The 25317-nt window shown below is 70.5% G+C and carries 22 protein-coding genes and 3 pseudogenes; 11 read left to right on the top strand and 14 right to left on the bottom strand.

The window, feature by feature from the left end:
• Positions 1-177 precede the first annotated feature (177 nt).
• The 5 genes from BOQ63_RS14665 to BOQ63_RS14645 are packed head-to-tail and all read left to right on the top strand — an operon-like array spanning position 178 to position 4324.
• Positions 178-1152 (top strand): metal ABC transporter solute-binding protein, Zn/Mn family, encoded by a 975-nt coding sequence (locus BOQ63_RS14665; RefSeq protein ID WP_072654406.1) that lies wholly within the window; start codon positions 178-180, stop codon positions 1150-1152.
• Positions 1149-2075, top strand: a complete 927-nt coding sequence (locus BOQ63_RS14660) for a metal ABC transporter ATP-binding protein (RefSeq protein ID WP_223885935.1) — start codon at positions 1149-1151, stop codon at positions 2073-2075. Before BOQ63_RS14665 ends, BOQ63_RS14660 begins: the two co-directional genes overlap by 4 nt.
• Entirely contained in the window at positions 2059-2973 is a 915-nt protein-coding gene (locus BOQ63_RS14655) for a metal ABC transporter permease (RefSeq protein ID WP_072654405.1), read from the top strand. The genes BOQ63_RS14660 and BOQ63_RS14655 overlap by 17 nt, the downstream gene beginning before the upstream one ends.
• Entirely contained in the window at positions 2970-3806 is an 837-nt protein-coding gene (locus BOQ63_RS14650; RefSeq protein WP_072654404.1) for a metal ABC transporter permease, read from the top strand. The genes BOQ63_RS14655 and BOQ63_RS14650 overlap by 4 nt, the downstream gene beginning before the upstream one ends.
• 11 nt (positions 3807-3817) lie before the next feature.
• Positions 3818-4324 (top strand): Fur family transcriptional regulator, encoded by a 507-nt coding sequence (locus BOQ63_RS14645; RefSeq protein WP_078867602.1) that lies wholly within the window; start codon positions 3818-3820, stop codon positions 4322-4324.
• Between the two features lie 165 nt (positions 4325-4489).
• Here the strand turns inward: BOQ63_RS14645 and BOQ63_RS14640 are convergent, their stop codons facing one another.
• The 3 genes and pseudogenes from BOQ63_RS14640 to BOQ63_RS14630 all read right to left on the bottom strand — a co-directional run bounded on the left by BOQ63_RS14640 (position 4490) and on the right by BOQ63_RS14630 (position 6985).
• Positions 4490-4630: a multicopper oxidase domain-containing protein gene (locus BOQ63_RS14640; protein ID WP_078938639.1), complete on the bottom strand. Its 141-nt coding sequence runs from the start codon at positions 4628-4630 to the stop codon at positions 4490-4492.
• 57 nt (positions 4631-4687) lie between these two features.
• Positions 4688-5514: pseudogene (locus tag BOQ63_RS14635) on the bottom strand (integrase core domain-containing protein).
• 88 nt (positions 5515-5602) lie between these two features.
• Positions 5603-6985, bottom strand: coding sequence for a PP2C family protein-serine/threonine phosphatase (locus BOQ63_RS14630; protein ID WP_079184058.1), 1383 nt, complete (start codon positions 6983-6985; stop codon positions 5603-5605).
• A gap of 826 nt (positions 6986-7811) precedes the next feature.
• Between BOQ63_RS14630 and mgtA the strand changes: the two genes are divergently transcribed.
• The 3 genes and pseudogenes from mgtA (at position 7812) to BOQ63_RS14615 (ending at position 11633) form a co-directional block, all read left to right on the top strand.
• Positions 7812-10466 (top strand): magnesium-translocating P-type ATPase, encoded by a 2655-nt coding sequence (gene mgtA / locus BOQ63_RS14625; protein WP_030556722.1) that lies wholly within the window; start codon positions 7812-7814, stop codon positions 10464-10466.
• 436 nt (positions 10467-10902) lie between these two features.
• Positions 10903-11184: pseudogene (locus BOQ63_RS14620) on the top strand (amino acid permease); the annotation flags it as partial.
• 221 nt (positions 11185-11405) lie between these two features.
• Positions 11406-11633, top strand: coding sequence for a hypothetical protein (locus BOQ63_RS14615; protein WP_141763697.1), 228 nt, complete (start codon positions 11406-11408; stop codon positions 11631-11633).
• Between the two features lie 411 nt (positions 11634-12044).
• On the opposite strand, the gene dnaK is transcribed toward BOQ63_RS14615, so the two are convergent.
• The gene (gene dnaK, locus BOQ63_RS14610; protein WP_072656258.1) at positions 12045-13901 is read right to left on the bottom strand and encodes a molecular chaperone DnaK; all 1857 of its coding nucleotides are present in this window, start codon (positions 13899-13901) and stop codon (positions 12045-12047) included.
• A 505-nt stretch (positions 13902-14406) separates the two neighbouring features.
• Here dnaK and BOQ63_RS14605 point away from each other — a divergent pair.
• Positions 14407-14655: a hypothetical protein gene (locus BOQ63_RS14605; RefSeq protein WP_030556718.1), complete on the top strand. Its 249-nt coding sequence runs from the start codon at positions 14407-14409 to the stop codon at positions 14653-14655.
• A 171-nt stretch (positions 14656-14826) separates the two neighbouring features.
• On the opposite strand, the gene BOQ63_RS14600 is transcribed toward BOQ63_RS14605, so the two are convergent.
• Positions 14827-15276 carry a DUF5994 family protein gene (locus BOQ63_RS14600; RefSeq protein ID WP_318277877.1) on the bottom strand — a complete coding sequence of 150 codons (450 nt, stop codon included), beginning with the start codon at positions 15274-15276 and terminating at the stop codon, positions 14827-14829.
• A gap of 257 nt (positions 15277-15533) precedes the next feature.
• Here BOQ63_RS14600 and BOQ63_RS14595 point away from each other — a divergent pair, with 257 nt between their 5' ends.
• Positions 15534-16070, top strand: a complete 537-nt coding sequence (locus tag BOQ63_RS14595) for a CBS domain-containing protein (RefSeq protein ID WP_143174725.1) — start codon at positions 15534-15536, stop codon at positions 16068-16070.
• A 420-nt stretch (positions 16071-16490) separates the two neighbouring features.
• Here BOQ63_RS14595 and BOQ63_RS14590 read toward each other — a convergent pair whose 3' ends face one another.
• From BOQ63_RS14590 to BOQ63_RS14555, 8 genes and pseudogenes are all read right to left on the bottom strand, one after another.
• Positions 16491-16673: a hypothetical protein gene (locus BOQ63_RS14590; protein WP_167395703.1), complete on the bottom strand. Its 183-nt coding sequence runs from the start codon at positions 16671-16673 to the stop codon at positions 16491-16493.
• Positions 16674-16734: 61 nt separating this feature from the next.
• Positions 16735-16923: pseudogene (locus tag BOQ63_RS14585) on the bottom strand (transposase); the annotation flags it as partial.
• Between the two features lie 93 nt (positions 16924-17016).
• Positions 17017-17223: an aromatic-ring hydroxylase C-terminal domain-containing protein gene (locus BOQ63_RS14580; RefSeq protein ID WP_141763699.1), complete on the bottom strand. Its 207-nt coding sequence runs from the start codon at positions 17221-17223 to the stop codon at positions 17017-17019.
• Positions 17224-17729: 506 nt separating this feature from the next.
• Positions 17730-18047, bottom strand: a complete 318-nt coding sequence (locus BOQ63_RS14575; protein WP_030556712.1) for an AfsR/SARP family transcriptional regulator — start codon at positions 18045-18047, stop codon at positions 17730-17732.
• 117 nt (positions 18048-18164) lie between these two features.
• Positions 18165-19184 (bottom strand): LacI family DNA-binding transcriptional regulator, encoded by a 1020-nt coding sequence (locus tag BOQ63_RS14570; protein WP_072654401.1) that lies wholly within the window; start codon positions 19182-19184, stop codon positions 18165-18167.
• 65 nt (positions 19185-19249) lie between these two features.
• Positions 19250-20086: an ATP-binding cassette domain-containing protein gene (locus BOQ63_RS14565; RefSeq protein ID WP_030291123.1), complete on the bottom strand. Its 837-nt coding sequence runs from the start codon at positions 20084-20086 to the stop codon at positions 19250-19252.
• On the bottom strand, positions 20086-21081 hold the full coding sequence (locus BOQ63_RS14560) for an ABC transporter permease (RefSeq protein WP_030291125.1): 996 nt from the start codon (positions 21079-21081) through the stop codon (positions 20086-20088). The genes BOQ63_RS14565 and BOQ63_RS14560 overlap by 1 nt, the downstream gene beginning before the upstream one ends.
• Before the next feature lie 129 nt (positions 21082-21210).
• Positions 21211-22236 carry a sugar ABC transporter substrate-binding protein gene (locus tag BOQ63_RS14555; protein ID WP_030291127.1) on the bottom strand — a complete coding sequence of 342 codons (1026 nt, stop codon included), beginning with the start codon at positions 22234-22236 and terminating at the stop codon, positions 21211-21213.
• A gap of 275 nt (positions 22237-22511) precedes the next feature.
• On the opposite strand from BOQ63_RS14555, the gene BOQ63_RS14550 reads away from it, so the two are divergent.
• Positions 22512-23477 (top strand): carbohydrate kinase family protein, encoded by a 966-nt coding sequence (locus BOQ63_RS14550; protein WP_030556709.1) that lies wholly within the window; start codon positions 22512-22514, stop codon positions 23475-23477.
• 1113 nt (positions 23478-24590) lie between these two features.
• Here the strand turns inward: BOQ63_RS14550 and BOQ63_RS14545 are convergent.
• Positions 24591-25226: a 2'-5' RNA ligase family protein gene (locus tag BOQ63_RS14545; protein ID WP_078938755.1), complete on the bottom strand. Its 636-nt coding sequence runs from the start codon at positions 25224-25226 to the stop codon at positions 24591-24593.
• Positions 25227-25317 lie beyond the last annotated feature (91 nt).

Below are 25317 nucleotides of genomic sequence, written 5' to 3'. Positions count from 1 at the left end.
CCGGTGGTGGCATGGCTTGCCCTTTGCCTGGCCGCGTACGGAGTCAAAGTTCGGTAATGATTTTCATCTCCACGCTAATCGGCCTTGATGTTGAAAATCATTTCCGACTAGCGTTTCTCCTGTCCAGCAGAGCCGGGCCCTTCGCGGGTCCGCAGGTTCTTGAGGAGTACCCACGCCATGCGCGCCGTCCAGCCCCGCCCCGTCCGCAGACCCTCCGTCCGGCTCGTCCTGAGCGCGGCCGCCGTCGCCGCGCTCGCGGCCACCAGTGCCTGCTCCACCTCCTCGACCGCGAAGACCAGCAGCTCGGACACCGCGGCGGGCGGCGGGAGCAGCAAGGTCATCCAGGTGGTGGCGGCGGAGAACTTCTGGGGCAGCATCGCCACCCAGCTCGGCGGTGACCACGTCAGGGTGACCAGCATCATCACCAACCCGGACACCGACCCGCACTCCTACGAGCCCACCGCCGCCGACGGCCGTACCGTGGCGGGCGCCGACTTCGCGATCACCAACGGGATCGGCTACGACGCCTGGTCGGACAAGCTGCTGGCCGCCAACCCGGCGAGCAGTCGCACCGCGCTCAAGGTCGGCGACCTCCTCGGCAAGAAGGAGGGCGACAATCCGCACCAGTGGTACTCGGCGGAGAGCGTGACCAAGGTGATCGACCAGATCACCGCCGACTACAAGAAGATAGACCCGGCCGACGCGGCCTACTTCGACCAGCAGAAGACGACGTTCACCACGAAGACGCTGGCCCGGTACAACCAGCTGGAAGCCGACATCAAGGCCAAGTACGTGAGCACCCCGATCGGCGCCTCGGAGTCGATCGTCACGCCGCTCTCCGAGAGCCTGGGCCTGAAGATGCTCACCCCCGAGACCTTCCTGGACGCGATGAGCGAGGGCACCGACCCGACCGCGGCCGACAAGGCGACCATCGACCAGCAGATCAGCGGCAAGCAGATCAAGGTCTACGTCTACAACTCCCAGAACTCCACCCCCGACGTGGCCGCGCAGGTCGACGCGGCCAAGAAACAGGGCATCCCCGTAGCGACCGTGACCGAGACCCTCGCCCCCGCGAACGCCACCTTCCAGGACTGGCAGACCCAGCAGCTGCAGGGCATCGCGGACGCGCTGAAGGCGGCGACGGGCAAGTGAGCATCCACCCGACCGAGAAGGTCCGATCGGACGAAGGCCACGCGGCCCCGGTCTCGGAGTCGTCACCGGTCGCAGCGCCGGTGCTGTCGCTGCGCGGCGCGGCCGTGCGGGTCGGCGGGCGGACCCTGTGGTCGGGTGTCGATCTGACCGTGGGGACAGGGGAGTTCACCGCCGTCCTCGGCCCCAACGGGGTCGGCAAGTCGACCCTGGTGAAGGTGCTGCTCGGGCTGCTGCCGGCGGCGGCCGGTGAGGTGCGGGTGCTCGGCGGGGCGCCGGGGGCGCACAACGGGGCCGTGGGGTATCTGCCGCAGCGGCGCAGCTTCGACGCGTGTGTGCGCATCCGCGGCGTGGACGTGGTGAGGCTGGGCCTGGACGGGGATCAGTGGGGGATCCCCGTCCCGGGCCTGGGCCGTGCGAAGCGGCGCGCGGCCCGTGAACGGGTCGCGGAGGTGGTCGAGTTGGTGGGCGCCTCCGGCTACGCGCACCGGCCGATCGGCCAGTGCTCGGGCGGTGAGCAGCAGCGCCTGTTGATCGCCCAGGCGCTGATACGGCGCCCGCAGATCTTGTTGCTGGACGAGCCCCTGGACAGCCTCGACCTGCCCAACCAGAGCGCGATCGCCGCGCTGCTGGGCCGGATCTGCCACCAGGAGGGAGTGTCGGTGGTGATGGTCGCCCACGACGTCAACCCGATACTCCACCACCTCGACCGGGTGGTCTACATCGCCGAGGGCGGTGCCCTCGCCGGGGCACCGGCCGAGGTGATCACCTCCGAGACGCTGACCCGCCTGTACCGCACGCCCGTCGAGGTGCTGCGCACCAGCGGCGGGCGGCTGGTCGTGGTCGGGCAGCCGGAGGCGCCGGCGCTGCACAGCGACCGGCACGCCGGCCACGGGACGGGAGGCGGCCATGCAGCTGGCCTCTGACGCCGCGTTGCCGGTCTTCTCCTGGAACCTGTTGAACGACTTCCAGGACATGTGGTCCTACCTGTCCATGGTGAACGCCTTCCGGGCGGGCGCGATCGTGTCGGTGGTCTGCGCGGTCGTGGGCTGGTTCATGGTGCTGCGCCGGCAGACCTTCGCCGGGCACACCCTGTCGGTGGCCGCCTTCCCCGGCGCCTCCCTGGCCACCCTGGCCGGGTTCAGCCTCTCACTGGGGTACTTCGGCTTCTGCGTGGCCGCCGCGCTGGTCGTCGCGGCGCTCGGGCGCAAGGGTCGGGAGAACGGCGCGGAGGAGTCGGCCGTCACGGGGACGGTTCAGGCGTTCGCGCTGGCCTGCGGCTACTTGTTCATCAGCCTGTACAAGGGCCTGCTGGAGGGGCCGACAGCGCTGCTGTTCGGTGACTTCCTGGGCATCACCACCGGCCAGGTGGTGATCCTGGCGGTCGTCGGCGCGGCGGTGCTCGCCGTCCTGGCGGTGATCGGGCGCCCCCTGCTGTTCGCCTCCGTGGACCCGCAGGTGGCGGCCGGGCGCGGTGTCCCGGTGCGGCTGCTGTCCACGCTGTTCCTGGTGCTGCTGGGGGCGGCGACCGCCGAGGCGAGCCAGATCACCGGCACGCTGCTGGTGTTCGCGCTGATGGTGATACCGGCCGCTACTGCTCAACAGCTCACCGCCCGGCCCGCCCTGAGTCTGACGCTGTCGGTCCTGCTCGGTCTGGCCGCCTGCTGGGCCGGCCTGATCGCGGCCTACTACCAGCCCTACCCGCTCGGCTTCTTCGTGACGGCCTTCGCCTTCGCCGGCTACGTCCTGGCCCACCTGCCGCGTCTGGGGCGCGAGGTGCTCGGCCGAGTCCGGACGCCCATTGCGACCGGAGGTGTGGCATGACCGCCGTCCTCACCCAGACATTCTTCCAACACGCGCTGCTGGCCGGGACGTTCATCGCGCCGGCCTGCGGTCTGGTGGGCTACTTCCTGGTGCTGCGCGCGCAGATCTTCACCGGCGACGCGCTCAGCCACGTCGCGTTCACCGGCGCGATGGCCGCGCTCGCAGGCGGGTACGACCTGCGGCTCGGCCTGTTCGCGGCAACCGTCGGCGTCGGCCTGCTGCTCGGTGGACTCGGCCGCCGGGGACGGCCGGACGACGTGGTCATCGGCAGCGTCTTCGCCTGGATCCTCGGGCTCGGCGCGTTCTTCCTCACCATCTACACCACCTCCCGCAGCGCCGCCCGGGGCGGCGCGGGCACCAGCGTGCTCTTCGGTTCCATCTTCGGGCTGAGCAGCGGCCAGACCACGCTCGCGGTGCTGATCGCGGCCGGAATCTGCGTCGCGGTGCTGCTGATCGCCCGACCGCTGCTGTTCGCCACCCTGGACGAGGCCGTGGCCGCCGCCCGCGGGGTCCCGACCCGGGTGCTCGGCCTCGCCTTCCTGGCCCTGGTCGGCGCCTGCGCCGGAGAGGCGACCCAGGCGGTCGGCTCGCTGCTGCTGCTCGGCCTGCTCGCCGCCCCGGCAGGGGCGGCGATCCGGCTCACCGACCGGCCGTTCCGCGCCCTCGCGCTGTCCGCCGCCCTCGCCGTCGCGGAGATGTGGGGCGGCCTGCTGCTCAGCGCCGAGGCCCCCGAACTGCCCCCGAGCTTCGCCATCATGGCCACCGCGAGCGCCGTCTACGCCGCCACCTTCCTCGTCCGCCCGAACCGTGCCCTGCGTACGGCAGCGGCCTGACCGGCGCGCACATGGAACGGGGCAGCCAAGTAACCGGCGTCGGGGCCGATGCAGCAACGGCCGCGATCCGGCGCGCAGTCCGCAGGCCGCTCCGGCCACCGGCGGACGGTGTCGAGCTGATCGGCCGGCCGACCCCGCAGCGCGCCGAGGTGCTGGAGACCCTCGCCGGGTGCGAGGAATTCGTCAGCGCCCAGGCCCTCCACACCCGACTGGTGCTGGCCGGCTCCCGGGTCGGCCTGAGCACTGTCTACCGCACCCTGACCGCTCTCGCCGAGGCGGGACGCGCCGACGTCGTGCGCGACACCAACGGCGAACGCCTCTTCCGGTACCGGGCGGACGGAGACCACCGGCACTACCTGATCTGCCGCCAGTGCGGCCTCAGCCTCCCGGTGGACTCCACCGTGGTCGAGACCTGGGCCGACCAGATCGCCGAAACATCCGGCTTCAGGTGCGTCCAGCACACCGTAGAACTGACCGGTACCTGCGGCACTTGTCTCGACGCAGGAACCGCCGATTGACGTCCCGGAACACCCACCACCTCCGCCTCCTTCGGCATGCGTTACTGACTTCGGCTCGTCAGGGCGAACCGGAAGGTTGCCCAGTCCCGAACGCAGTGCGGCCGCGCGGGCGGGCGGCTGCGGTCCGTGTGTCCGCGCCCTTGTCCGGGCAGGGCGGGGACGCGCTCAGCGGATGACCTTGTAGCGGCCGACCATGCCGCCCATCATGTGGTCGGTGACGTGGCAGTGGTAGATCCAGTCACCGGGGTTGTCCTCGGTGTACTCCACGGTGAGGGTGGTGGAGGGTGTACTTGCCGAAAACCTCATCCGCCCTGTTCAGGCTGCATGTCGGTATTCGTGGAGGAGGGCGCCGAGTCGGTCGGTTCAGCGTATGTTGAGGCGGGCGATCTGCTCCGGGGTGTCGATCGGTGCGGGAAGGGGCGGAGGGGCCGGGCGTTCGCGATGGCCTGGTGTGGCCTGTGGTCGTTGTAGAACCTCTCGAACTCGCGTAGCGCGTGCAGGAGGTGGCGCTGGTCCCAGATCAGCGTGCGGTCCAGCAGTTCTCGCCGGCAGGTCTGCACCCACCTTTCCAGGATGGAGTTCATCCTCGGCATGCGGACTCCGCTGAGCACGACCTGGATACCTGCGTCGGCGAGGACGGCGTCGAACAGTTCGGGGAACTTCCCGTCCCGGTCCGGGAGCATGTAGCGCGCCCGGTACCCGGCGTCCTCGAGGTCCGTGACGAGGTTCTTCGCCGCCTGCGCCACCCAGGACGCAGTCGGATGAGCGGTTGCGCCCAGGATCCGGATCCGTCGGGTTGCGTGCTCGATCACCGCGAGCACATGCAGCCGGGCGCCGGACAGGGTGACCGTTTCGAAGAAGTCACAGGCGAGGAGTGCGTCCGCTTGGGAGCGCAGAAAGGACGCCCAGGTGCTGGAGGTCCGCTCGGGCGCTGGTGGGATGCCGGCCTCCTTCAGAATCTGCCAGACCGTGGACGCGGCCACCTTGACGCCGAGGACGAGCAGTTCGCCGTGCAGGCGCCGGTAGCCCCATGCCGGATTCTCGGCGGCCAGGCGCAGGACCAGGGCGCGGACGGAGCGTACGGTGCGCGGTCGGCCTGGGCGCTTGGGCCGGGACCGGGCGGCGTGGCGGCGGGCGGCCAAGTCGCAGTGCCATCGAGGAACGGTGTCCGGCCGCACCGGCAACCGCATCCGACGCAGCACCTGCGTCGGCAGACCTCGCAGCAGCACGGTCGATCATCATGCCGCGGGTGTCGTCGGCTCTGCCAGAGCGCTGGCTCTACTGGAGAGGTCGACACCAGTGAACTCTCGCGCAGTGCCTCTTACCAGGGCGGATGAGGCTATCGGCAAGGGCAACGCCCTGTTCCCGGGCTCGGGAGTGTGTCGCCGGTGTCCCGGGGGGCGGCGCGGTGGGGGTGCGCAGGGTAAGGACGGCGAGGTCGTCACGTCCATCGGCGAGGTGGGCGTCGGCCAGGGTCCGGCACAGGTCTTCGAGGGGCAGATCTGCGTGGGCGGCGGCGACCTGGGCAAGGGCGGTGAGGCCGGCGTCCAGGGGGCGGTGGGGGTGCTCGACCAGGCCGTCCGTGAAGAGCACCAGGATGGCGTTGCCGGGCAGGGGGTGCTTGTGGTCGGGGCGGGGCACGTCGGGGTCGACGCCGAGGGGCAGGCCGGGGTCGGTGTGAAGGTAACGGGCTGTGCCGTCGGGGCCGATCAGGAGCGGTGGGGGATGTCCGGCGTTGCTCCAGTGGAGTGTCCAGCCGTCCTCGGCGGGTTCGATGCGGGCGAGGCAGGTGGTGGTGATCGGGTTGTCGGTGATCGCCTGGAGGGTGCGGTCGAGCTGCGTCAGGACGGCGCTGGGCGGGGTGCGGCGGTCGTAGAGGAGAGCGCGCAGCATGTTGCGGGTCTGGGCCATGGTGGCGGCGGACTTCAGGTCGTGTCCGGCGACGTCGCCGATGACCAGGGCGCAGGCGCCGTCGGGGAGCATCAGGGCGTCGTACCAGTCGCCGCCGACGTGGTCCGGGGCGGCGGCGGGCCGGTAGATCGCCGCGACGGAGAAGGGCGCCACATCGGGCAGGCTGGGAAGCAGGAGACGCTGGAAGTACTCGGCGTTGGCACGGACCTGCCGGTAGAGGCGGGCGTTCTCGATGGTGAGGCCGGCCGCACCGGCGAGCGCCACGAGGATGTCCTGATCGTGGTCGTCGAAGGGTTGCCCGTCGCGCCGCTCGCAAAGATAGAGGTTGCCGTAGACCCGTCCACGTCCGGTGAGTGCCACCCCGAGCAGTGTCCGCATCGGCGGGTGGCCCGGTGGGAAGCCCACCGCGTCCGGGTGAGCGCCGATGTCCGCGACACGCAGCGGTTCGGGGTGGTCGATGAGGTGTCCCAGGAGTCCGCGTCCGTGCGGAAGGGCGACCCCGCTCAGCGCTGCGACCTGCTGCTCGCTCAGCCCTACGGGGATGAACTCCTCCAGGTGGTCGCCGTCCTCGCTCAGCACCCCGAGTGCGCCGTAGCGGGCGTCGACCAGGCCCATCGCGGTGGTGATCACCCGGCGGAGCACGACCGGCAGGTCCAGCTCCCGGCCCACCGCAATCACCGCGTCCAGCAGGTCCTGGAAACGGCTCTGGGTGTGAGCCAGGTTCCGCAGACGTCCGACGATCTCGTCCATCTCGTCGTCGATTCGGTGGCTGCGGTCGGGAACATCCGCCCACCCGGATCCATCCTCCGGATCCACCCGGCCCACCTTCGATTCCTCTGCTGGACGACCGTACCTTCGACGCGTTGCGCAACCGGAAGCCGGACATCGGCGCGTCCTGCTTCCAACCGTAGGCGGGCCCGTCGCCGACGGCGACTGCGGCGGGCGCCGCTGTTCCTCAGCTGTCGCGGCATCGCTCGGACGGCCTCCCGCCACGGTGTTGCCCACAGGGCTGGGACTTGGTTGGCCCCGGTGGGTGATCGGGAGGGGCTATGGCTTGGATGCCCTTCGCTCGGCCGCGTCGTCAGCGGTGCCACCGTCGTTGCTCTGCCATCCGGCGCCGGATGACGATCAGGCCGATCACCGCGACGGCGGTGGACACGGCGCACAGCACGGCGAGGCCCGCGTAGAACGCATCGCGAAGACGTGTGGGCCGACCACGACGTATCCGCTCATCACGGGTTCGGTCCGGGCATTGCTCAGCCCGTGGCAGCGGCGGCGTCGATACCGCGCGAGTGGCGCTTCCGGCGCGCGAGGCAGGGGCCGTGGCAATCCCCCGCGTTTCCTTCGTGATCGATCGGTGGCAGTCTGGTGACACGGAGTGTGTCCGGGGCTGCCGGACTGCGCTCCCGCCGGACGACGTGGCTCAAGGACGTGACTCAAGGCGGTGAAGGTGATCGATGAGCGGCACCCCGTACGCCACGTCCGAGTCCCGGCCTGCGCCCCGTTCGGCCGTCGGACCTGAGGGCGACTGGGGCAACCGGCCCGGGCGGCCCCCAGGATCCGGCCGGGAAAGCCCATGACGGTCTCCGCGCCCGCGCATTCGACCAGCTCCGTGGCCGGGGCAGTGTCCGCGGCCGCGCTGCCCGTCGCGGACGTGCTGCAGGAGTTCGGTGTGGCCGCCGACCGGGGCCTGCCCGGCGGGGAGGTCGCACGGCGACAGGCGCAGTTCGGCCCGAATGCGGTCGCCTCGCACCGGGCTCGGTTCCTTCCCGTGCTCTGGCACCAGCTGCGCTCTCCGCTGCTCGCTCTGCTGCTGATCGCCGCCGTCGCCTCCTACCTGGTCGGCGAACGCAGTGACGCCGTCATCATCGGTCTGATCGTGAGCGTGTCGGTCGGGCTCGGCTTCGTCAACGAGTACCGGGCGGAGAAGGCCGCCGAGGCCCTGCACTCCCGGATCCGCCACCGGACGGTGGTCATCCGCGACGGGCGCCCCGGCTCGGTGGACGTCACCGAGCTGGTCCCCGGCGACGTGGTCGAGCTGCGCCTGGGGGACATCGTCCCGGCCGACATACGACTGTTCGACGTCGCGGGCCTGGAGTGCGACGAGTCGGCCCTGACCGGCGAATCGCTGCCCGTCGACAAGCACACCGCCCCCGTACCTGCGGGAACGCCCCTGGCGGAGCTGTCCGGGTGCGCACTGATGGGCACTGTGGTAAGAGCCGGAAGCGGAAGCGGGATCGTGGTGGCCACCGGCGCCCGCACCGAGTTCGGCAGGATCACCGCCGGACTGAGCACGCACCTGCTCGACACCGAGTTCCAGGTCGGGCTGCGCCGCTTCTCCATGCTTCTGGTGTACGTCGCGGGCACGCTGACCGCGTCGATCTTCGTGATCAACGTGGTCCTGCACAAACCGATCATCGACGCACTGCTGTTCTCACTGGCGATCGCGGTCGGCATCACCCCGCAGCTGCTGCCTGCCGTCGTCTCCACCAGCCTCGCCGCCGGATCCCGGCGGATGAGCCGCCGCAAGGTGCTGGTCAAACGGCTGGTGTGCATCGAGGACCTCGGCGACGTCGACGTTCTGTTCACCGACAAGACCGGCACCCTCACGCAGGGCCGCATCCACTACATGCGCGCTGTGCCGGCCGGCGACAACACCCCTGACACGGTGCTGCGCTGGGGGCTGCTGTGCACCGAGAACACCACACCGGACGGGCAGCCCGTCGGCGGGAACCCCCTCGACCAAGCGCTGTGGCAGTCCCCGGCCGCCGTCGGTGAGCGGACCGCACCGGCGGGCTACACCCGGCTGGGGGTGCTCCCTTTCGACCACGAGCGCCGCATGGTCACCGTCCTCGTCCGCGACACGGCCGGCCAGGTGACCCTGGTGACCAAGGGGGCACCGGAGAGCGTCCTCGCCCGCTGCTCCGACGTGCCGGCCGCAGCCCACGACGCCCTGGCGGCCGAGTTCACCGCCGGCAACCGGGTCGTCGCCGTGGCCACCCGCCCCGCCGACAGCAGCGGCCCGCCGCAACCCGCGGACGAACGCGACCTGCGCCTCCTGGGACTGCTCGTGTTCCTGGACCCACCCAAACACGACGCCGCCGAAGCTCTGCGCCGGCTGGCCGACCTCGGCATCGCGGTGAAGGTCGTCACCGGCGACAACCCCACCGTCGCCGCCAAGATCTGCCGCGACCTGGGGCTGGCCGAGGGCGGCGCGCTGACCGGCACCGACCTCGACGCAATCGACGAGCCCCAACTCGCCGCAGCCATCGCACACACCACCGTCTTCGCCCGGGTGACCCCGGAGGACAAGGCCCGCATCGTGCACGCCCAACGGCACGGCGGCCGCGGGGTCGCCTTCCTCGGCGACGGCGTCAACGACGCACTCGCCCTGCACGCGGCCGACGTGGGAATCTCGGTCGACTCGGCCACCGACGTCGCCAAGGACGCCGCCGACGTCATCCTGCTGGCAAAGGACCTCAACGTACTCGCCGACGGCGTCGCCGAAGGGCGGAGGATCTTCGCCAACACCATCAAATACGTGCTGATGGGCACCTCCAGCAACTTCGGCAACATGGCCTCCGCCGCCGGCGCCTCGCTGTTCCTGCCCTTCCTGCCGATGCTTCCGTCCCAGATCCTGCTCAACAACCTGCTGTACGACACCAGCCAGCTGGCCATCCCCACCGACAACGTGGACGAGGAGCAGCTGCGCCGCCCCTCGCACTGGGACATCGGCTTCATCCGCCGCTTCATGCTCTACTTCGGGCCGTTCAGCTCGGTCTTCGACTTCCTCACCTTCGGGGTAATGCTCGGGGTCTTCCACTCCGGACCCGAGCAGTTCCGCTCCGGCTGGTTCGTCGAGTCCCTGGCCACCCAGACCCTGGTCATCTTCGCGATCCGCACCCGCCGCATCCCGTTCTTCCGCAGCCATCCCAGCCTGCCGCTCACCCTCGCTGCCCTCGGTGTCGTCACCGTCGGCACGCTCATCCCCGCCACGCCCGTGGCCGCCGCACTCGGCTTCCATCCCCTGCCGGGCGCGTTCTTCGCCGCACTCGTCGGCATGGTCGTCGGCTACCTCGCCCTGGTAGAGGTCGGCAAGCGGATCTTCTACGGCGCCGCGCCCGCCGTACCGGGTGCGCCCCGTTACAGCAGTCGCCGCCACCTGCGCCGCCGCGCCGCCTACTTCACCACCGCCAGACGCCGGCACAACCCGTCCTCCGCCGAACCATGACACGCGGCCCCCACCCCAGAAAAAGGCCGTTCCCCGCATCGCTGCGGGGAACGGCATTCCGGCCTGCCTAGACGTAGCGCCGACCAGGGCAGCAGAGTCTGAATCCACGCCCCCCCGACCCCCATTCACCCTATGATCTTCCCGCCGAAAAGGCGGACATTTTTTTCGATCACGGGCCGCAGAGCCAGGGACCCTGCCTCAGTGATCTGCATATTCGCCTCCTCGCGATCGTCCTACCGGTAACTCCTACCGGCACCTTCCAGGATACTCCGCATTGCGAGAATTCGAGCCGCCGTACACATGAATCAGTATGTGAAAATTCCCCCCGCGCCACGTTCGACCAGAATAGCCACCCGACATTTCTTGCGCCGCACCCCACAGCCACAGGAGCCATCCTGGCCGAGGTGTCGCCGGGTGAGAGCCGGTGCAATGGTGGGACAGGGCCCAACGCTTCCGCGCGTACTGGAACCTGTGGGGCGACCACCTGCCGCTGAAGATCCTCCTCTCCCCCTACCGTGCGATCGTCGCACCGCTGGTCAAATACATCGAATCGCTGGACCACCAGCGCCCGGGCCTCACCCTGACCGTCATCCTCCCGGAGATCGTCGTACGGCACTGGCGCCACCGCCTGCTGCGCAACCGGCTCGCGGCGAGGCTACGGAGAGCGCTGCGCTCCCTGCCGAGGGTGGTCGTCACGACCGTTCCGTTCCACGTGTAGGACAGCGACGGCACCGAGCAGCCCGACGTGTCCGACCGCGCACAGCGGCACATCCGTTCTGTCGGGCCACCGGGACGGTTCCTCGTCCCCCTGGAAAAGCCGACCCTCGGCAAGGGCGGGCGCAACGGATAGCTGGCCCCGGGCCGACCAGGGCACGGAGGTGGACACCAGACCCCTTGGGCGGGCATGACAGGGCTCCGATGGTGGACCCGGGAGCAAACGTGGACAATCAGGTCATGGCAGGCCTTGAGGCGAACCCCGGAACAGTGCATCTGGCCCATGGGGCGGGATACGTCAGCCCCGGCGTTGCGCTCGGCGAGTCGGTCGCGGGCATCATTCGTATCGACGAGCGCGGATGGGTGCACGTCACTCAGAAGGACGGATCTCGGGTGTCGTTCCCGCCGCATGCTGTGGAACGCATCAACTGGGGCGAGCCCGCTTCCCAGTAGGGGTCGCGGTGGCTGGTAGGGCAGGCGCCGGCCCAGGTCGCGAGAAGTATCTGCAGCTCGCGGACGACCTGGTAGAGGCTCAGGCCGGCCCCGGGTCTTTGGGGGCGGCGACCAGTCTGCGCGGGGTGCAGAAGGCGTGGGCGAGGGACACGAGGGTGACGTGGTGGTGCCGGCCGGTGAACGTGCGGCGCACGTTCGCCCCGTCGCACGCTGGGGCGCCCGTGCCGTGCCAGTGAGCAGCCGCGGGGCGCAGGGTTCAGCCACGGCCGCCGGCCCGCCACCACGAGCCGGCGGGGCGCCCCGGTGGGCGGGCCTGTCGGGGCGGGGCCGGGTTGTCGTGACTGGAGGGTGGCCGCTGTCACGGATGCCCCCCCCGGGGCGGTCGCCCCGGGCCCGGATCCGCGGGCCGGCTCATCCGGTTTCTCCTTTCGGGGTCTGGTCGTCGACGATCTCCGCATCGACGACCTCGTCCTCATCGCCGCTCTGCGTCGGGCCGGTGCCGGCCGCGGCTTGCGAGCCGCCGGCCTGGGCGTAGAGGGCGGTGCCGATCTTCTGTGCGACGGTGGCCGCGCGCTCCATCGAGGTGCGGATGGCCGTGGTGTCCTCGCTCTTGAGCTTGTCCTTGAGATCCGCCAGGGCCCCGTTGACCTCGGACGTGACGTCTGAGGGGATCTTGTCCGGGTTGTCCTGGAGGAGCTTCTCGGTGGAGTAGACGAGGTGTTCGGCCTGGTTGCGGGTCTCGGCGGCCTCCTTGCGGCGACGGTCCTCCTCGGCGTGCTGCTCGGCCTCGCGCATCATGCGCTCGATGTCCTGCTTGGGCAGGGAGGAGCCGCCGGTGACGGTCATCCTCTGTTCCCGTCCGGTGCCGAGGTCCTTGGCTGCGACGTGCATGATGCCGTTGGCGTCGATGTCAAAGGTGACCTCGATCTGCGGCAGGCCGCGCGGCGCCGGCGGCAGACCGGTCAGCTCGAACATGCCGAGCTTCTTGTTGTACGCGGCGATCTCGCGCTCGCCCTGGAAGACCTGGATCTGCACGGACGGCTGGTTGTCCTCGGCCGTGGTGAAGACCTCGGAGCGCCGGGTGGGAATCGTGGTGTTGCGCTCGATCAGCTTGGTCATGATGCCGCCCTTGGTCTCGATGCCGAGAGACAGCGGGGTGACGTCCAGCAGCAGGACGTCCTTGACCTCGCCCTTGAGGACACCGGCCTGCAGGGAGGCACCGACGGCGACGACCTCGTCCGGGTTGACGCCCTTGTGCGGTTCCTTGCCGGTCAGCTCCTTCACCAGGCCGGTGACGGCCGGCATGCGGGTCGAGCCGCCGACGAGGATGACGTGGTCGATGTCGGACACCTTGATCCCGGCGTCCTTCACCGCCTGGTGGAACGGGGTCTTGCAGCGTTCCAGCAGGTCGGCGGTGAGCTGCTCGAACTGGGCGCGGGTGAGCTTCTCGTCCAGGTGCAGCGCGCCCTCGGCGGAGGCCGTGACGTATGGCAGGTTGATCGTCGTCTCGCTCGTCGAGGACAGCTCGATCTTGGCCTTCTCGGCAGCCTCGCGCAGCCGCTGCGCGGCCATCTTGTCCTTCGACAGGTCGATGCCGTAGCCGTTCCTGAACTGCTGGACGAGGTGGTCGACGATCTTCTGGTCCCAGTCGTCGCCGCCGAGGTGGGTGTCGCCGTTGGTGGCCTTCACCTCCACCACGCCCTCGCCGATCTCCAGCAGGGAGACGTCGAAGGTACCTCCGCCGAGGTCGAAGACCAGGATCGTCTGGTCACTCTCCTTGTCCAGCCCGTACGCGAGGGCCGCGGCGGTCGGCTCGTTGACGATGCGCAGCACCTTCAGGCCGGCGATCTCCCCGGCTTCCTTGGTGGCGGTGCGCTGGGAGTCGTTGAAGTAGGCGGGGACGGTGACGACGGCGTCGGTGACGTCCTCGCCGAGGTAGGCCTCGGCGTCGCGCTTGAGCTTCTGCAGTACACGGGCGGAGATCTCCTGCGCCGTGTACCGCTTTCCATCGACGTCGCCGGCGTCGGGGAAGCGCCAGTGCGGGTCGCCCACGTGCCGCTTGACGGAGCGGGCGGTGCGGTCCACGTTCGTGACGGCCTGGCGCTTGGCGATTTCGCCGACCAGCACGTCGCCGCCCTTGGCGAAGGCCACGACTGACGGGGTGGTGCGCGCCCCTTCCGCATTGGGGATGACGGTGGGCTCGCCCCCCTCCAGGACACAGACGACGGAGTTCGTGGTGCCCAGATCGATGCCGACGGAGCGAGCCATCGCGGGGGCCTCCTCCCGCACGAGCGGATTCCTTGAGCCAACCCCTCTGCCTCACTCGTAAGACGTGAATTGCCCGGTGTCAAGGGCTTGCGGGAGTCCGGCGGCCCCCGCCGCCGGACCACCGCGGTACGCGATTGCCCTGCCCGGTGCTCCCGGCACCCACGCGCCGCCCGAGACGGTCTTCGTGCATTTGACCGCCGACCTCGGCCCGAACGGGAGCCGGTATACGCGGACGTCTCGGAGTGTGTGCGCGTACAGGTGGCCGCCGGCGGGATCGCGCGGACATCATCACGCGGGGCGACCGCGATCACTTCAGCCTGCTCGTCGTCCCCCCGCGGGCGAGCCGGGGTGCGGCCCTGGCCGCGTGGCCCGCGCGGTCGAGGCCGGCGGAACCGACTCGGCACGGCCGCCACCGGCATCGGTCCCGAGCCACCGGCCGAAGCGTCCTGAGGGACGGCCTCGTGGGCCGGGCTCCTCGGGCAGACAGGAAAGGCGGGACGCAGAGATGTCCGTCTACGTGAAGCTCTCGGCCGACGCCCGGGCGCCGGCGGAGCCGTCGAAGGGGCCGCTGGACCTGCAGTACGAGGACGTCACGGACAATGGCGTCACCTTCGAGTACGACCTGCACCCGAGCGGCGCGCTGCGCGTCCCGCGGGTCTTCGGGGACACGCCGCACCGCATCGAGGCGTGCTTCAGCCCGGGGGCGTGGCTCCAGGTCGTGGGCACCTACCTGCGAAGCGGCTCCGAGTACTGACGGCGGTCCGCTCCGGGCGAAAGCGCCGTCGGAGGGAGCGGCGGCCGACGGCAGGGTATCCGGTGCCGGCATGCGAAGTGCCTTCGGTGATATTCAGGTAATGGATGGCGTCCAGGTAGTCCTGAGTGCTGGGCTGGGTCCGCTCCCCCGTGTCCAGCGTGCGCGGACCGCTCAGCCGAGCAGGAGTTCTGCCGCCGGGGTGTGGTTCCCGGTCGCCGAGGCGCCGGCCATCGCCGAGGCGGCCGTCGCCGGGTTGGTGCCGGGCGGTACCACCAGCAACAGGAAGTGGTCCTGGAACCCCCGGGTGACGCTGATCGTCGCGTCGCTGCCGGCGAACCAGTTGATCCTGATCGTCAGGCCGTTCGCCGCGAGGGACCGTGGTACACCGTCCCAGGCCGTAGTGTCGAGGCCGACCCGGACGATGCGTCCGAAGTGGGCGCCGAGCGCGGTGATCAGGTCCGGCAGTTCGGCGAGGACGTGGTTCGAGCGGGGCCACCAGGCCCCGTCGAAGATCCCGTCCCGCGACATTGTCGGCTCCAGTTCCAGGCGGGGCAGCAGCGGAGTGCCGGGCACCGGCCACGGCCGGGAAGAAGAAGGGGTGGGGAAAGAATTCGGCATCATGCGAAGCCGCCCGTCCGGTCCGGAAAGGGACCAATCACGACCCAGGGCGACGTCGGCGCTGATGCCGGTGTGCGGAATGTCCTCGGTTGTCTCTCAACAGTACTCCGCTGTGGTCTCCCCTGGGCCGCCCGCCACGGGAGTAGGCTCGAAGAGATCCAAGGGCATCCCGCATTCCGGTACCCGTTCCGGCTTCGTTCTGGGTGAAGGACAGCCCGGCAGCCCCGAGCCGGCAGCCGGAGACGGGAACGGTGGACACCGTGACCACTCACTCCCCGCAGTCGGCACGGCCCGGCCACGGCCTCACGGTCGCCGACGCCATGGAACCCTGCGACTACCAGACAGCCGACGACAGCACCGTCGACCAGGCCAACGACATCTTCCGCGACGCCGACATCGAGTACCGGCCCGTCCGCGACCACGACGGCCGGTGCGAGGGGCTGGTCACCCGCGCCGGACTCCACCCGTTCCTGGCCCGCTCCTGGTACACCGAGCTGACCACGATCAGCGCCACCTCGCACCAGCGCGGCCCGTTCGCCTGGCCCACCATGGGCCTGGCCCTGGCCGCGATCGCGATGCGGATCGAGCACCTGGCGGTCTGGCCCGTCGTCGACGAGGACGGCCGCATCCTCGGCGTGCTCACCGCGGCCCGCGCCACCGGCCTTTGCTCACCGTCGCACCGACTCCGTGAAGCCGTCGGTGCTCCCCGCTGCTCGGCGAGAACCGGCCGGACCGACGAGACCAGGGCACGACGAAGGACCCGACCGCTCAGCAGTCGGGTCCTTCGTTATGGCTGATCAGCCGTGGCGGAGGATACGAGATTCAACTTCGAGTCACGGTACCGGATCAGGCGGGTGAAGTCGGCAGCGCGGTCGCCGAGTTGCCGGAGCAGCTGGCGAGCCTGCTGGGTGGCTCGGGCGGCGGTGTACGCCAGATGCGCGATCGGGCCGTGAGCGGGGGCGAAGCGGGGTTCACTGTTGCGAGCCTGTCCACCGTCTGCGAAACGGATTCGTGCCTGTACCCGACCGGTCGGTACCGATACCTGCTCGGCCGCGACGGCCCGGAGGCGTTCGAGCGGAGGTGGAAGGGACAGGCGGCTGGTAGCCGGACTCGTCAGGTGCCTCTCACGCGCCTCTCACGGATTGGGCGTCACGAGGTGTCATTGGGCGTCATACGTGGTGGACGAGGTGGGCCCTGACCTGCGGGTTCTCGTCGAGTCACTGGCGCAGGTACTCGGCGGTCTTCTGCCGCAGGTCGGTGACGAAGCCCAGGGCGAGGCCTTGGTTGAACTGCCGTAGTGCGATGCGGGCGTGGATCTCGTTGGTGAAGCCGCTGCGGGTCCGCCCGCCGCCAGGACAAGTTGGTCGCGGGCGGCAGTGCAACGCACGCGGACCCGCCATCGACCGAGCCACCTACAAGGCCACCATCAGCATCAACATGCTTACGGTCGGTCAACCCTCGACGCCGCAGGGCCTGCATGTTTCCGTCCGGCAGCCGCTCGGCCATCGGCTGGGTCGACTTGCGCCGCCCGTCCAGCATCAGCCCGCGCAGATAGCAATCCCCCTGCCGCCGCTGGTCCTTGCGGGCCAGCGACGCGAACCCCTCGGCGACGAACGTGCGGTTCGGGCGCGATCGGCTCTTGCCGGGCATCGACTGTTGGCCGCTCCGCCGTCGCGGCGGATCGGCCTGCGGCGCTTGAGCGCCGGGCGGTCCCTTGCCGGGAAGGGGCCGCCCGGCGGAGGCTCAGGCCGCGGGGCCGGCGGGCGCGTGCAGGACCTCGGCCAGCACCTTGGGCAGCTCGTCGGCGGAGTCGGCGGTCCGGGCGCGCCAGGCCACGTGTCCGTCCGGGCGGACCAGGACGCCGCCGTCGGCGTCGACCTCGCGCAGCCGCTCCCACGCCCCGTACGGGTCGCGCAGGCCCTGGGCGGAGCCGATCGTGCGGACCGTCACGGATGCGGGGCCGCCGTCAGGGCCGTCGGACCCGTGCTGGTCGCTTTCGACTCCGAGCGTCGGGCAGGACAGCCCGACAACGGCGACCGGGTCGTGCTCACAACTCGTCTGCGGCACTGTGTACTCGGCTTTCCTCGTGGTCTTGATCTGCTGGCCGGTCCGCCGGAACGGACGGCTACGGGGAGGCGCGGCTTCGTCGGCAGCGGTGCGCGTTCCTTTCCGTCGAGTCCCCGCATCCCTGCGGTCGCCGTGCGGGTGAGATGGCTGCCGACGCTTCATCTCGATCTACCCGCTCGGCGATTGAGAGCCTGCCAGGATGATCTTGGCGGCGACTTGGAGTCGACTTGGAGGAGTCTTGGAGCGCGTGCGCAACCCCTGCCGTGAGCATGAATTCCCGTGAGGTGATCATGCGCATGTCATTGCAGAAATGAAAAGCGGGCCCGGTGGCGACGGCCATGTTGCCGTCGCCACCGGGCTGTTGACGGGAACCTATCGCTGTGGCGTGCTCATGCGCAGCCCGCGATGGGGTCGCCGCGCAGGATCGAACCGAACAGCTCCTGCAACTCGGCGCCCGGGTCCACGCCGTACTCCTCCGCCAGGGTTCGTCGGGTTCGGTGGTACGCGTCGATCGCATCGGCCCGCCGGCCGGACCAGTACAGGGCCTTCATCAGCAGCCAGCTGAACCGTTCTCGGGTAGGGAACCGCAAAGTGAGCGCGGGTAGTTCGGCGGCGGCAACCGAGAAGTCACGCGCCTCGGACAGCTTGGCCTCCCACAGGCCATCCTGCGGAGAAGTCGGGGCATTCCGGGCTGCGGCCTGGGTCACGCGTGGGGTTCCCCTCTTTCGCGAGTCGTCGAAGCATCCAGCCGCAGCGCGACGCCTTCGTCCTGGGCGTAGGCGCAGACGTCCGCGAGAGTCCGCAGCCGGACCCCGGGCGACTCGTCAGGTACAGGGCGGGAGTTCGCCGGAGCCGCGGACGATGAGGCGGGTGGGGACGGTGACGGTCCGGGCCCGGGTACGGTCACCGTCGAGGCGGGCGAGGGCGAGTTCGGCCGCGGCGGCGCCGATGGCGGCCGGGTCCTGGGCGACGGCGGTGATGGCGGGCTCCAGCACCTCAGCGAACGGCAGGTCGTCGAAGGAGACGAGGGCGATGTCGCGTCGGCCGGCGCGGGCCAGGCCGAGTACGGTGCCCATGGCCGAGAGGTTGTTGGCGGCGAGGATCGCGGTTGGCGGTTCCGCCCGGCGCAGCAGTCTGACGGTGGCCTCGGCGGCCTCGGCCTGGGTGTGGCCGTCCACTACCAGCGAGCGGTCGTAGGGCAGGCCGGCGGCCTCGAGCGCCTCTCGATAGCCAGCCAGACGCTCCCGGCGGGTGAACAGGCCCACCGGCCGGTCGCCGATGAAGGCGATCCGCCGGTGCCTGCCGGCGATCAGGTGGGCGGTGCCCTCACGGCCCCCGGCCCGGTTGGAGCTGACGACGCAGTCGGCGGTCAGGCCTGCGCCGGGCCGGTCGAGGAAGACCACCGGCATCCCGCTACTACGGGCCGTCCGCAGGTGGGCGTGGTCGGCCCGGGCCGTGGGTGCCACCATCAGGGCGCTGACCCGGCGGGCCAGGAAGGTGGTGATCAGCGCCCGTTCCCGGTCGGGGTCGTCGGCGCTGGAGCCCATCAGCAGGGTCAGTCCGCGTTCGCGGATCGCGTCCTCTATTCCCCGGGCGACGGTGCCGAAGAACGGGTTGCCCATATCGGGGATGATCAGTCCGACGGTGGTGTCCGGGCCGCCGGTGCGTATGTTGCGGGCCATCAGGTTGGGCTGGAAGCCCAGCCTCTCGACCGCCGCCAGGACCTTCTCGCGGGTCTGCGCCGAGGTCGGGCCGTCGCCGTTGAGTACTCGGGAGACGGTCTTGGCGCTGACGCCGACCTCCTGAGCCACATCGTGCAGCGTCGTACGACGGGGCGCGGCCATGTACCCACCTTCGCCAGGCGGCGGCCCCGGTCTCGCGCGCGGGGCCACTGCGGAGGACTGTCTTCTCAGTTGGTGCCGATCCCGGCGGCCTTGGCGGCCTCGGCATCCGCGACAACGGTACCGCCACCGTCCTCGTCGACCGTGAGTGCGCCGGTCATGATGGCGACCACCTCCGACATCGAGTAGTCGCCGGGCTTGATCAGGGCTGCGCGCCGGCCCATCCGGTGCACGTGGATCCGGTCGGCGATCTCGAAGACGTGGGGCATGTTGTGGCTGATGAGCACAACCGGGAGGCCCTTGTCGCGGACCCGGCGGATCAGGTCGAGCACCTGTCCGGACTCCTTGACGCCGAGGGCGGCCGTGGGCTCGTCCATCACCACCACGCTGCGGGCCCAGGCGACGGCGCGGGCCACGGCCACTGCCTGGCGCTGGCCGCCGGAGAGCGTCTCCACCGGCTGGGTGAGCGAGCGCAGGCCGATCTTGAGGTCGGCCATGTGCTCGGCCGCCTCCTCGCGCATCCGTTTCTTGTCGAGCATGCGCAGCACGCTGCCGAGCGGGCCGGGCCGACGCAGTTCGCGGCCGAGGAACATGTTGGAGGCGATGTCCATCGAGGCGGCGACCGCGAGGTCCTGGTAGACCGTCTCGATGCCGTGGCATCGGGCGTCCTGCGGGCCGTTGAAGCGGATGACCTCGCCGTTCAGGCGGATCTCCCCCTCGTCGGGGGTGACGGCTCCGGTGAGGGCCTTGATGAGGCTGGACTTGCCGGCGCCGTTGTCGCCGATGACGGCGAGGACTTCTCCGGGCAGGAGGTCGAAGTCGGCGCCGTCGATGGCGGTGACGTGGCCGTAGCGCTTGACCAGGCCGCGGGCCTGCAGGACGGGCGTGGGGGTCTGGGTGCTCATCAGCGGGTCCTCTTCCGGGAGATCTGGTCGACGGTGACGGCGAGGATGACCAGGACGCCGGTGATCAGCGTCTGGTAGATGGACGCGACGCCCATCAGCTGCAGGCCGTTGCGGAACACACCGACGATGAGGGCGCCGATCAGGGAGCCGAGCACGCTGCCGCGGCCGCCGAAGAGGCTGGTGCCGCCGAGTACCACGGCGGTGATGCTGTCGAGGTTGTCCGTCTGCCCGGCCTGCGGGTCGCCGACACCGGTGCGGGAGACCAGGAGCAGCGCGGCGATGCCGTAGACCACTCCGGCTAGCGCGTACAGGCCGATGGTGAGGCGGCCGATGCGGACGCCGTTGAGCCGGGCGGCCTCGGAGCTGTTGCCGAGTGCGTACACGTGCCGGCCCCAGGAGGTGCTGCTCAACAGGTAGGCGAAGACGGCGAACAGTGCGAGGGCGACGAGCGAGCCGTAGGTGACGTCGGTGCCGCCGAGCGGGAAGGTGTTGCCGAGGAAGGTCAGCTGGCTCGGCAGGTCGGCGACGGTCTGCTCCTTGGAGTAGATGTGGGTGAGCGCGAAGGCGACGTTCAGCATGCCAAGGGTGACGATGAACGGCGGTAGCGGGATCAGCTTCACCAGCAGACCGTTGACCAGTCCGAAGCCCGCGCACACCGCGAGCCCGAGCGCGATGGCGACCAGCGGCGGCACCGTGCCCTCCGCAGCCATCTTGGCGATCATGATCGATCCGAAGGCCATCACCGCCCCGCAGGACAGGTCGATGCCTGCGGTCAGGATGATCAGCGTCTGGCCGATGGCCAGGGTGCCGACCACCATCACCTGCTGGATGATCAGCGAGAAGTTCCCGCCGGAGAGGAACTGGTCCGTCGCCAGGGAGAAGAAGGCGCACGCCAGAACGAGCGCGGCGAGCGGGCCCGCGGTCGGCGCGGTCATGATCCGGCGAGCGAGCGTCGGCCCGGTGAGATCCGCGTACGGGGCGGTGGATGTGGTCATGAGGAGGTCCTTGCCGGTGAAGCGGGTCGAAGCGTCGAGCGGACGGCGTCGCGACGGCGCTGGGGAAGCGGCCCGGGCCGGGTCAGGGCTGGGAGGTCAGCCCGGGCCGCTGCTTCGGAGCGGGGAGGGTCAGCCCCAGCAGTTGGTAAGGCCGAAGCCGGTGTCCTTGGAGTCCACACCGGTCTGCGGCGTGTCCGAGATCAGGGTGACGCCGGTGTCGGTGTAACCCGAGGCCTTGGTACCGGTCTTGGCGAAGTCGGCGACCGCCTTGACGCCCTTCTCGGCCATCAGCATCGGGTACTGCTGCGACGTCGCCGCGATCTTCCCGTCCTTGACTGCCTGGGTGCCGGTGCAGCCGCCGTCCACCGAGACGATCAGCACGTCCTTCTCCCGGCCCTTGGCCTTCAGCGCCGTGTACGCACCGAGCGCGGCGGGCTCGTTGATCGTGTAGACGAGGTTGATGTCGGGCGCCTTCTGCAGGCAGTTCTCCATCGCGGTCTGGCCCTTGGCCTGGTCGCCGCCGGTGTCCTGCGAGCAGACGATGGACGGGTCGCCGGCGGCGACGCCGAAGCCCGCCAGGAAGCCGTCGTGGCGCAGCTGGCCGACGGCGACGCCGGGGGCGAGATCGAGGGTGGCGATCTTCGCGGGCTTGCCGGCCATCGCGGCCTTGGCGTACTGGCCGATCAGCTCACCAGCCTTCTTGTTGTCGGTGGCGAACAGGGCGTCCGTGCCGTCCTGCGGGTCGGTCGGGCTGTCCAGGGCGATCACCAGCACACCCTTGTCCCGGGCCTTCTTGATGGCCGGCAGGATCGCCTTGGAGTCGCTGGGCGTGATCAGGATGCCCTTGACGCCCGAGGCCACCATGTTCTCGATCGCGGCGATCTGGCCGGCGTTGTCGCCGTCGAACTTGCCTGCCGCCGTGGTCAGCGTGACGCCGTCCTCCTGCGCGGCCTTCTGCGCGCCTTCCTTCATCTTGACGAAGAACGGATTGGTGTCGGTCTTGGTGATCAGCCCGACCTTGACCGTACCTCCGGAGGAACCGGCAGCGGTGGAGCCCTTCGAGCCCGAGCCGCAGGCGGTCAGCGTGAGCGCCATGGCGCCGACGAGGACGGTGGCGGCGGCTCTGAACAGGGTGGGGCGGGGAGTGCGGAACATCGTGGCTCCTAGAAGGTACGGCTCAGGCGGGGTCAGGGCTGGGGTCAGCGGCTACCAGCACTGTCATCGTTGACTTATGTCAGCGTTGACATCCGCTTGACGAGGATGATGAAGTCTGCGAGACCCGGGTCACAAGCCCCGCAGCCGTAACGACTGGGTAACGCGACCGCAATAGCCCGTACTGATCTGCGGAAACACTCCGCAGTCCACAGACCGGACCTGAGGCCGTTTCAGGCCCCGGGCCCCAGCCCTACCTGATCCCGAAAGGCGGACCGATGGTCCAGCGCCCGATCGCCGTCCTCGGCGAGTGCGTCGCCGACGCCTTCGCCGACACCAGCCGGCCACGCCCCGGCGAGCTCGCCCTGCGCGTGATGCCAGGCGGCGGACCGGCCAACACCGCAGTGGCGCTCGCCCGGCTCGGTACCACCACCCGCTTCCTCGGCCGGATCTCCGCCGACCCCTTCGGCGACCTCTTCCGGACCCACCTGGCCTCCTCCGGCGTCGACCTCACCGGCGTCGTCGCGGCGCCCGAGCCCAGCACGATGGCCATCGCGACCTTCGACGCGCAGGGCCAGGCCCGCTACTCCTTCCACGCCCAGGCCACCGCCGACTGGCAGTGGACCGACGCCGAGCTCGCCGCCGCCCACAGCGAGGACGCAGCCTGTCTCCACACCGGCTCCCTCGCCCTGGTCCGAGAGCCCGGCGGCGAGCGGATCGAGCACCTGCTCGCACAAGCACGGGCCGACGCAACCATCTGCATCGACCCCAACGTCCGCCCGCTACTGGTCGATCCACGCATCTACCGGACCCGCCTCGCGCACTGGTGCACGCTGACCGACATCCTGCGCCTCAGCTCGGACGACCTGGAACTGCTCATGCCGGGTGTGACACCCGAGCACGCCTGCGACACCTGGCACCTGGCCGGGGTACGGCTGGTGGTGATCACCCTGGGCGCCCGGGGCGCGGTGGCGTCCCTGGACGGCGTCCGGGTACACGTTCCCGCACCGCCGGTCGAGGTCGTGGACACCATCGGCGCCGGCGACTCGTTCACCGCCGGCCTGCTCCACCGCCTGTCCCTCGCCGGCCGGCTGGGCGGACGGCTGGACGGCCTGACCACCGACGAGGTCTCCGACGCCTGCCACTACGCCGCCCGCGTCGCCGCCCTCACCTGCTCTGCCGCCGGTCCCAACCCACCGTGGGCACACCAACTGGACGCGGGGCCCGCAGTCGCCACCCACTAACGGCGGCCGGTCGAGCCGCCGGCTGCCGCGCGGCGGGACCGTGGGACACGGACTCGAACACCGACTGTACGTCCGTCGGCGGAGCTCGCCCGAGGTCGGCACGACCCGGAACAGCCCCACAGCGGGACCGCCAACTCGTTGGTCCATAGCGGAGTTGGCATTGATCAGCGATCACCCGGCCAAGCCGCCTCACCCTCTCAGCCGTCAAGGCAGCGGCTGGCGCGCCTCTCGGAAACCCGCGCCGAGTCTCCTGCGCCGGCTCGGACCGCAGCCTGCCACCCTGGTCGCGGCAGCCGCACCGGTGGTAGACGTGTCCGGTGTGGGCTGCGGAGTGCATGGTGATCACTTCCAACGCGGGTCGTGCGAACAGCCATGCTCATGGTCTCCCGACCGGCGTCAGCAGACGGTGAACCCCCGCGCTCACTCCGTACCCACAAGCAGGCGGAATGGTGTCCTGGCCTGCTGCGTGCCCTTGCCGTGGCGACAAGTGTTTCTACGACCCCTGATGGCGTTCTACCGCGCCGTTGGGTGGTCGAACGTAGCTTCTCCCGTCTGATCCGGGCCCGTCGCCTGGCCCGGGACTACGAGACCCGGATCGATAGAGCCGAGGCGATGGCCTGGTGGGCCGCGACCCCCGCCACCCGGCGACTGGCCCGCCCCGGCCTTGGCTTGAACAGCCCCGGCCGCTCCTCGCTCAACCACCCATGCTCCACCAGCCGCTTGGAGCGGACCCGAGCGGCCTGCTCCCGCGCACCACTGGTCGGCCAGCCGAGATGATCGCGCATCTGCCGGCCCGCACGCCGCCCCCGCCGCCAGCCGTGTCGCCCTCGACCAGCGCCACGATCGCGGCGCAGTCACCCGGCAGCACCGTAGCCCAACCCCTGTTGGCGGTGACGTTGGTTAACCGCTGTTGGTGGGCTTGGCGAGGGTGGTAGTGCGTTCGACATGGCTTTCCGGGGCCCTGACCTGCGGCTCGCGGTGCGGACCCGCCTGGGCGGCTGCCTCACCCGATCGAGGTGGGCCCGTCGTCGCTGGGCCGCGGTCGGCATCGGAGCTGGTAGGCGGTCTTCTCGGACCCGCCGGGCCGCTCGGGGGTGACCTGGATCGGTGAGGTCAGGCGAACGGCCACGGCGGGTCGGCGTCGGGGTGGGGGAGCCAGTGGACGGTGCCGGTGCCGAGGGCGACGGTGGCGCGGACGCACATCGGGCCGCCGGCCCGGCGGGAGAGCAGGGAAAGTTCGTCGACGCGGGCGGTGGTGCTGCCGAGGCGGGCGGCGAGGTCGGGGGCGAGGTGCCGGGGGTCGCGGGTGCGGCCGAGCGAGAGGTGCGGGGTGAAGCGGTCGCCGTGGGTCCGGCAGTGCGGGAAGCGGGCGGAGAAGGCGCGGTGGAGGCGTACCCAGGGGCCGGTACCGGTGGCGGCGGGGTCGAGCCAGACGGTGGAGTCGTGCCGGTGGCGGAAGCTGTGGACGCCCGACAGCCGCGCCGCGAACGGCCGGATCTCGGCGGCCGCCTCGGCGAGCAGGGGTGCGGCGGCCGGGAACGCGTCCTCCGGGACGAAGCCGAAGAGCACGTTGACGTGCGGCGGCCAGCGGCGGATCTGCCGGTCGTGGACCTCGCGGACCGCCTGGATCGCGGGCCACAGTTCGGCGGGCGGGAGCCAGGCCACGGCGGTGCGGGCCGTCGGCGGGAGATCGAGCACGCCGGCACCGGTGGCGGTGGGACGGGCGACGGGCGACGGGTAGCTGTCCACCTCTCCATCGTGCCCGCCTGCAGGCCGCCTCGCGTGGCGCGTCGGATCGGTGCGAGGGGTGAGACGGTCCGGCCAGGGGCCTGATGGTTCG

It is taken from the genome of Streptomyces viridifaciens, from assembly GCF_001888885.2.
In the GTDB taxonomy this organism is placed as follows: Bacteria; Actinomycetota; Actinomycetes; order Streptomycetales; family Streptomycetaceae; genus Kitasatospora; species Kitasatospora aureofaciens.
The sequence above is the reverse complement of the archived record's forward strand: the minus strand, read 5'-3'. Positions and strand labels throughout refer to the sequence as shown.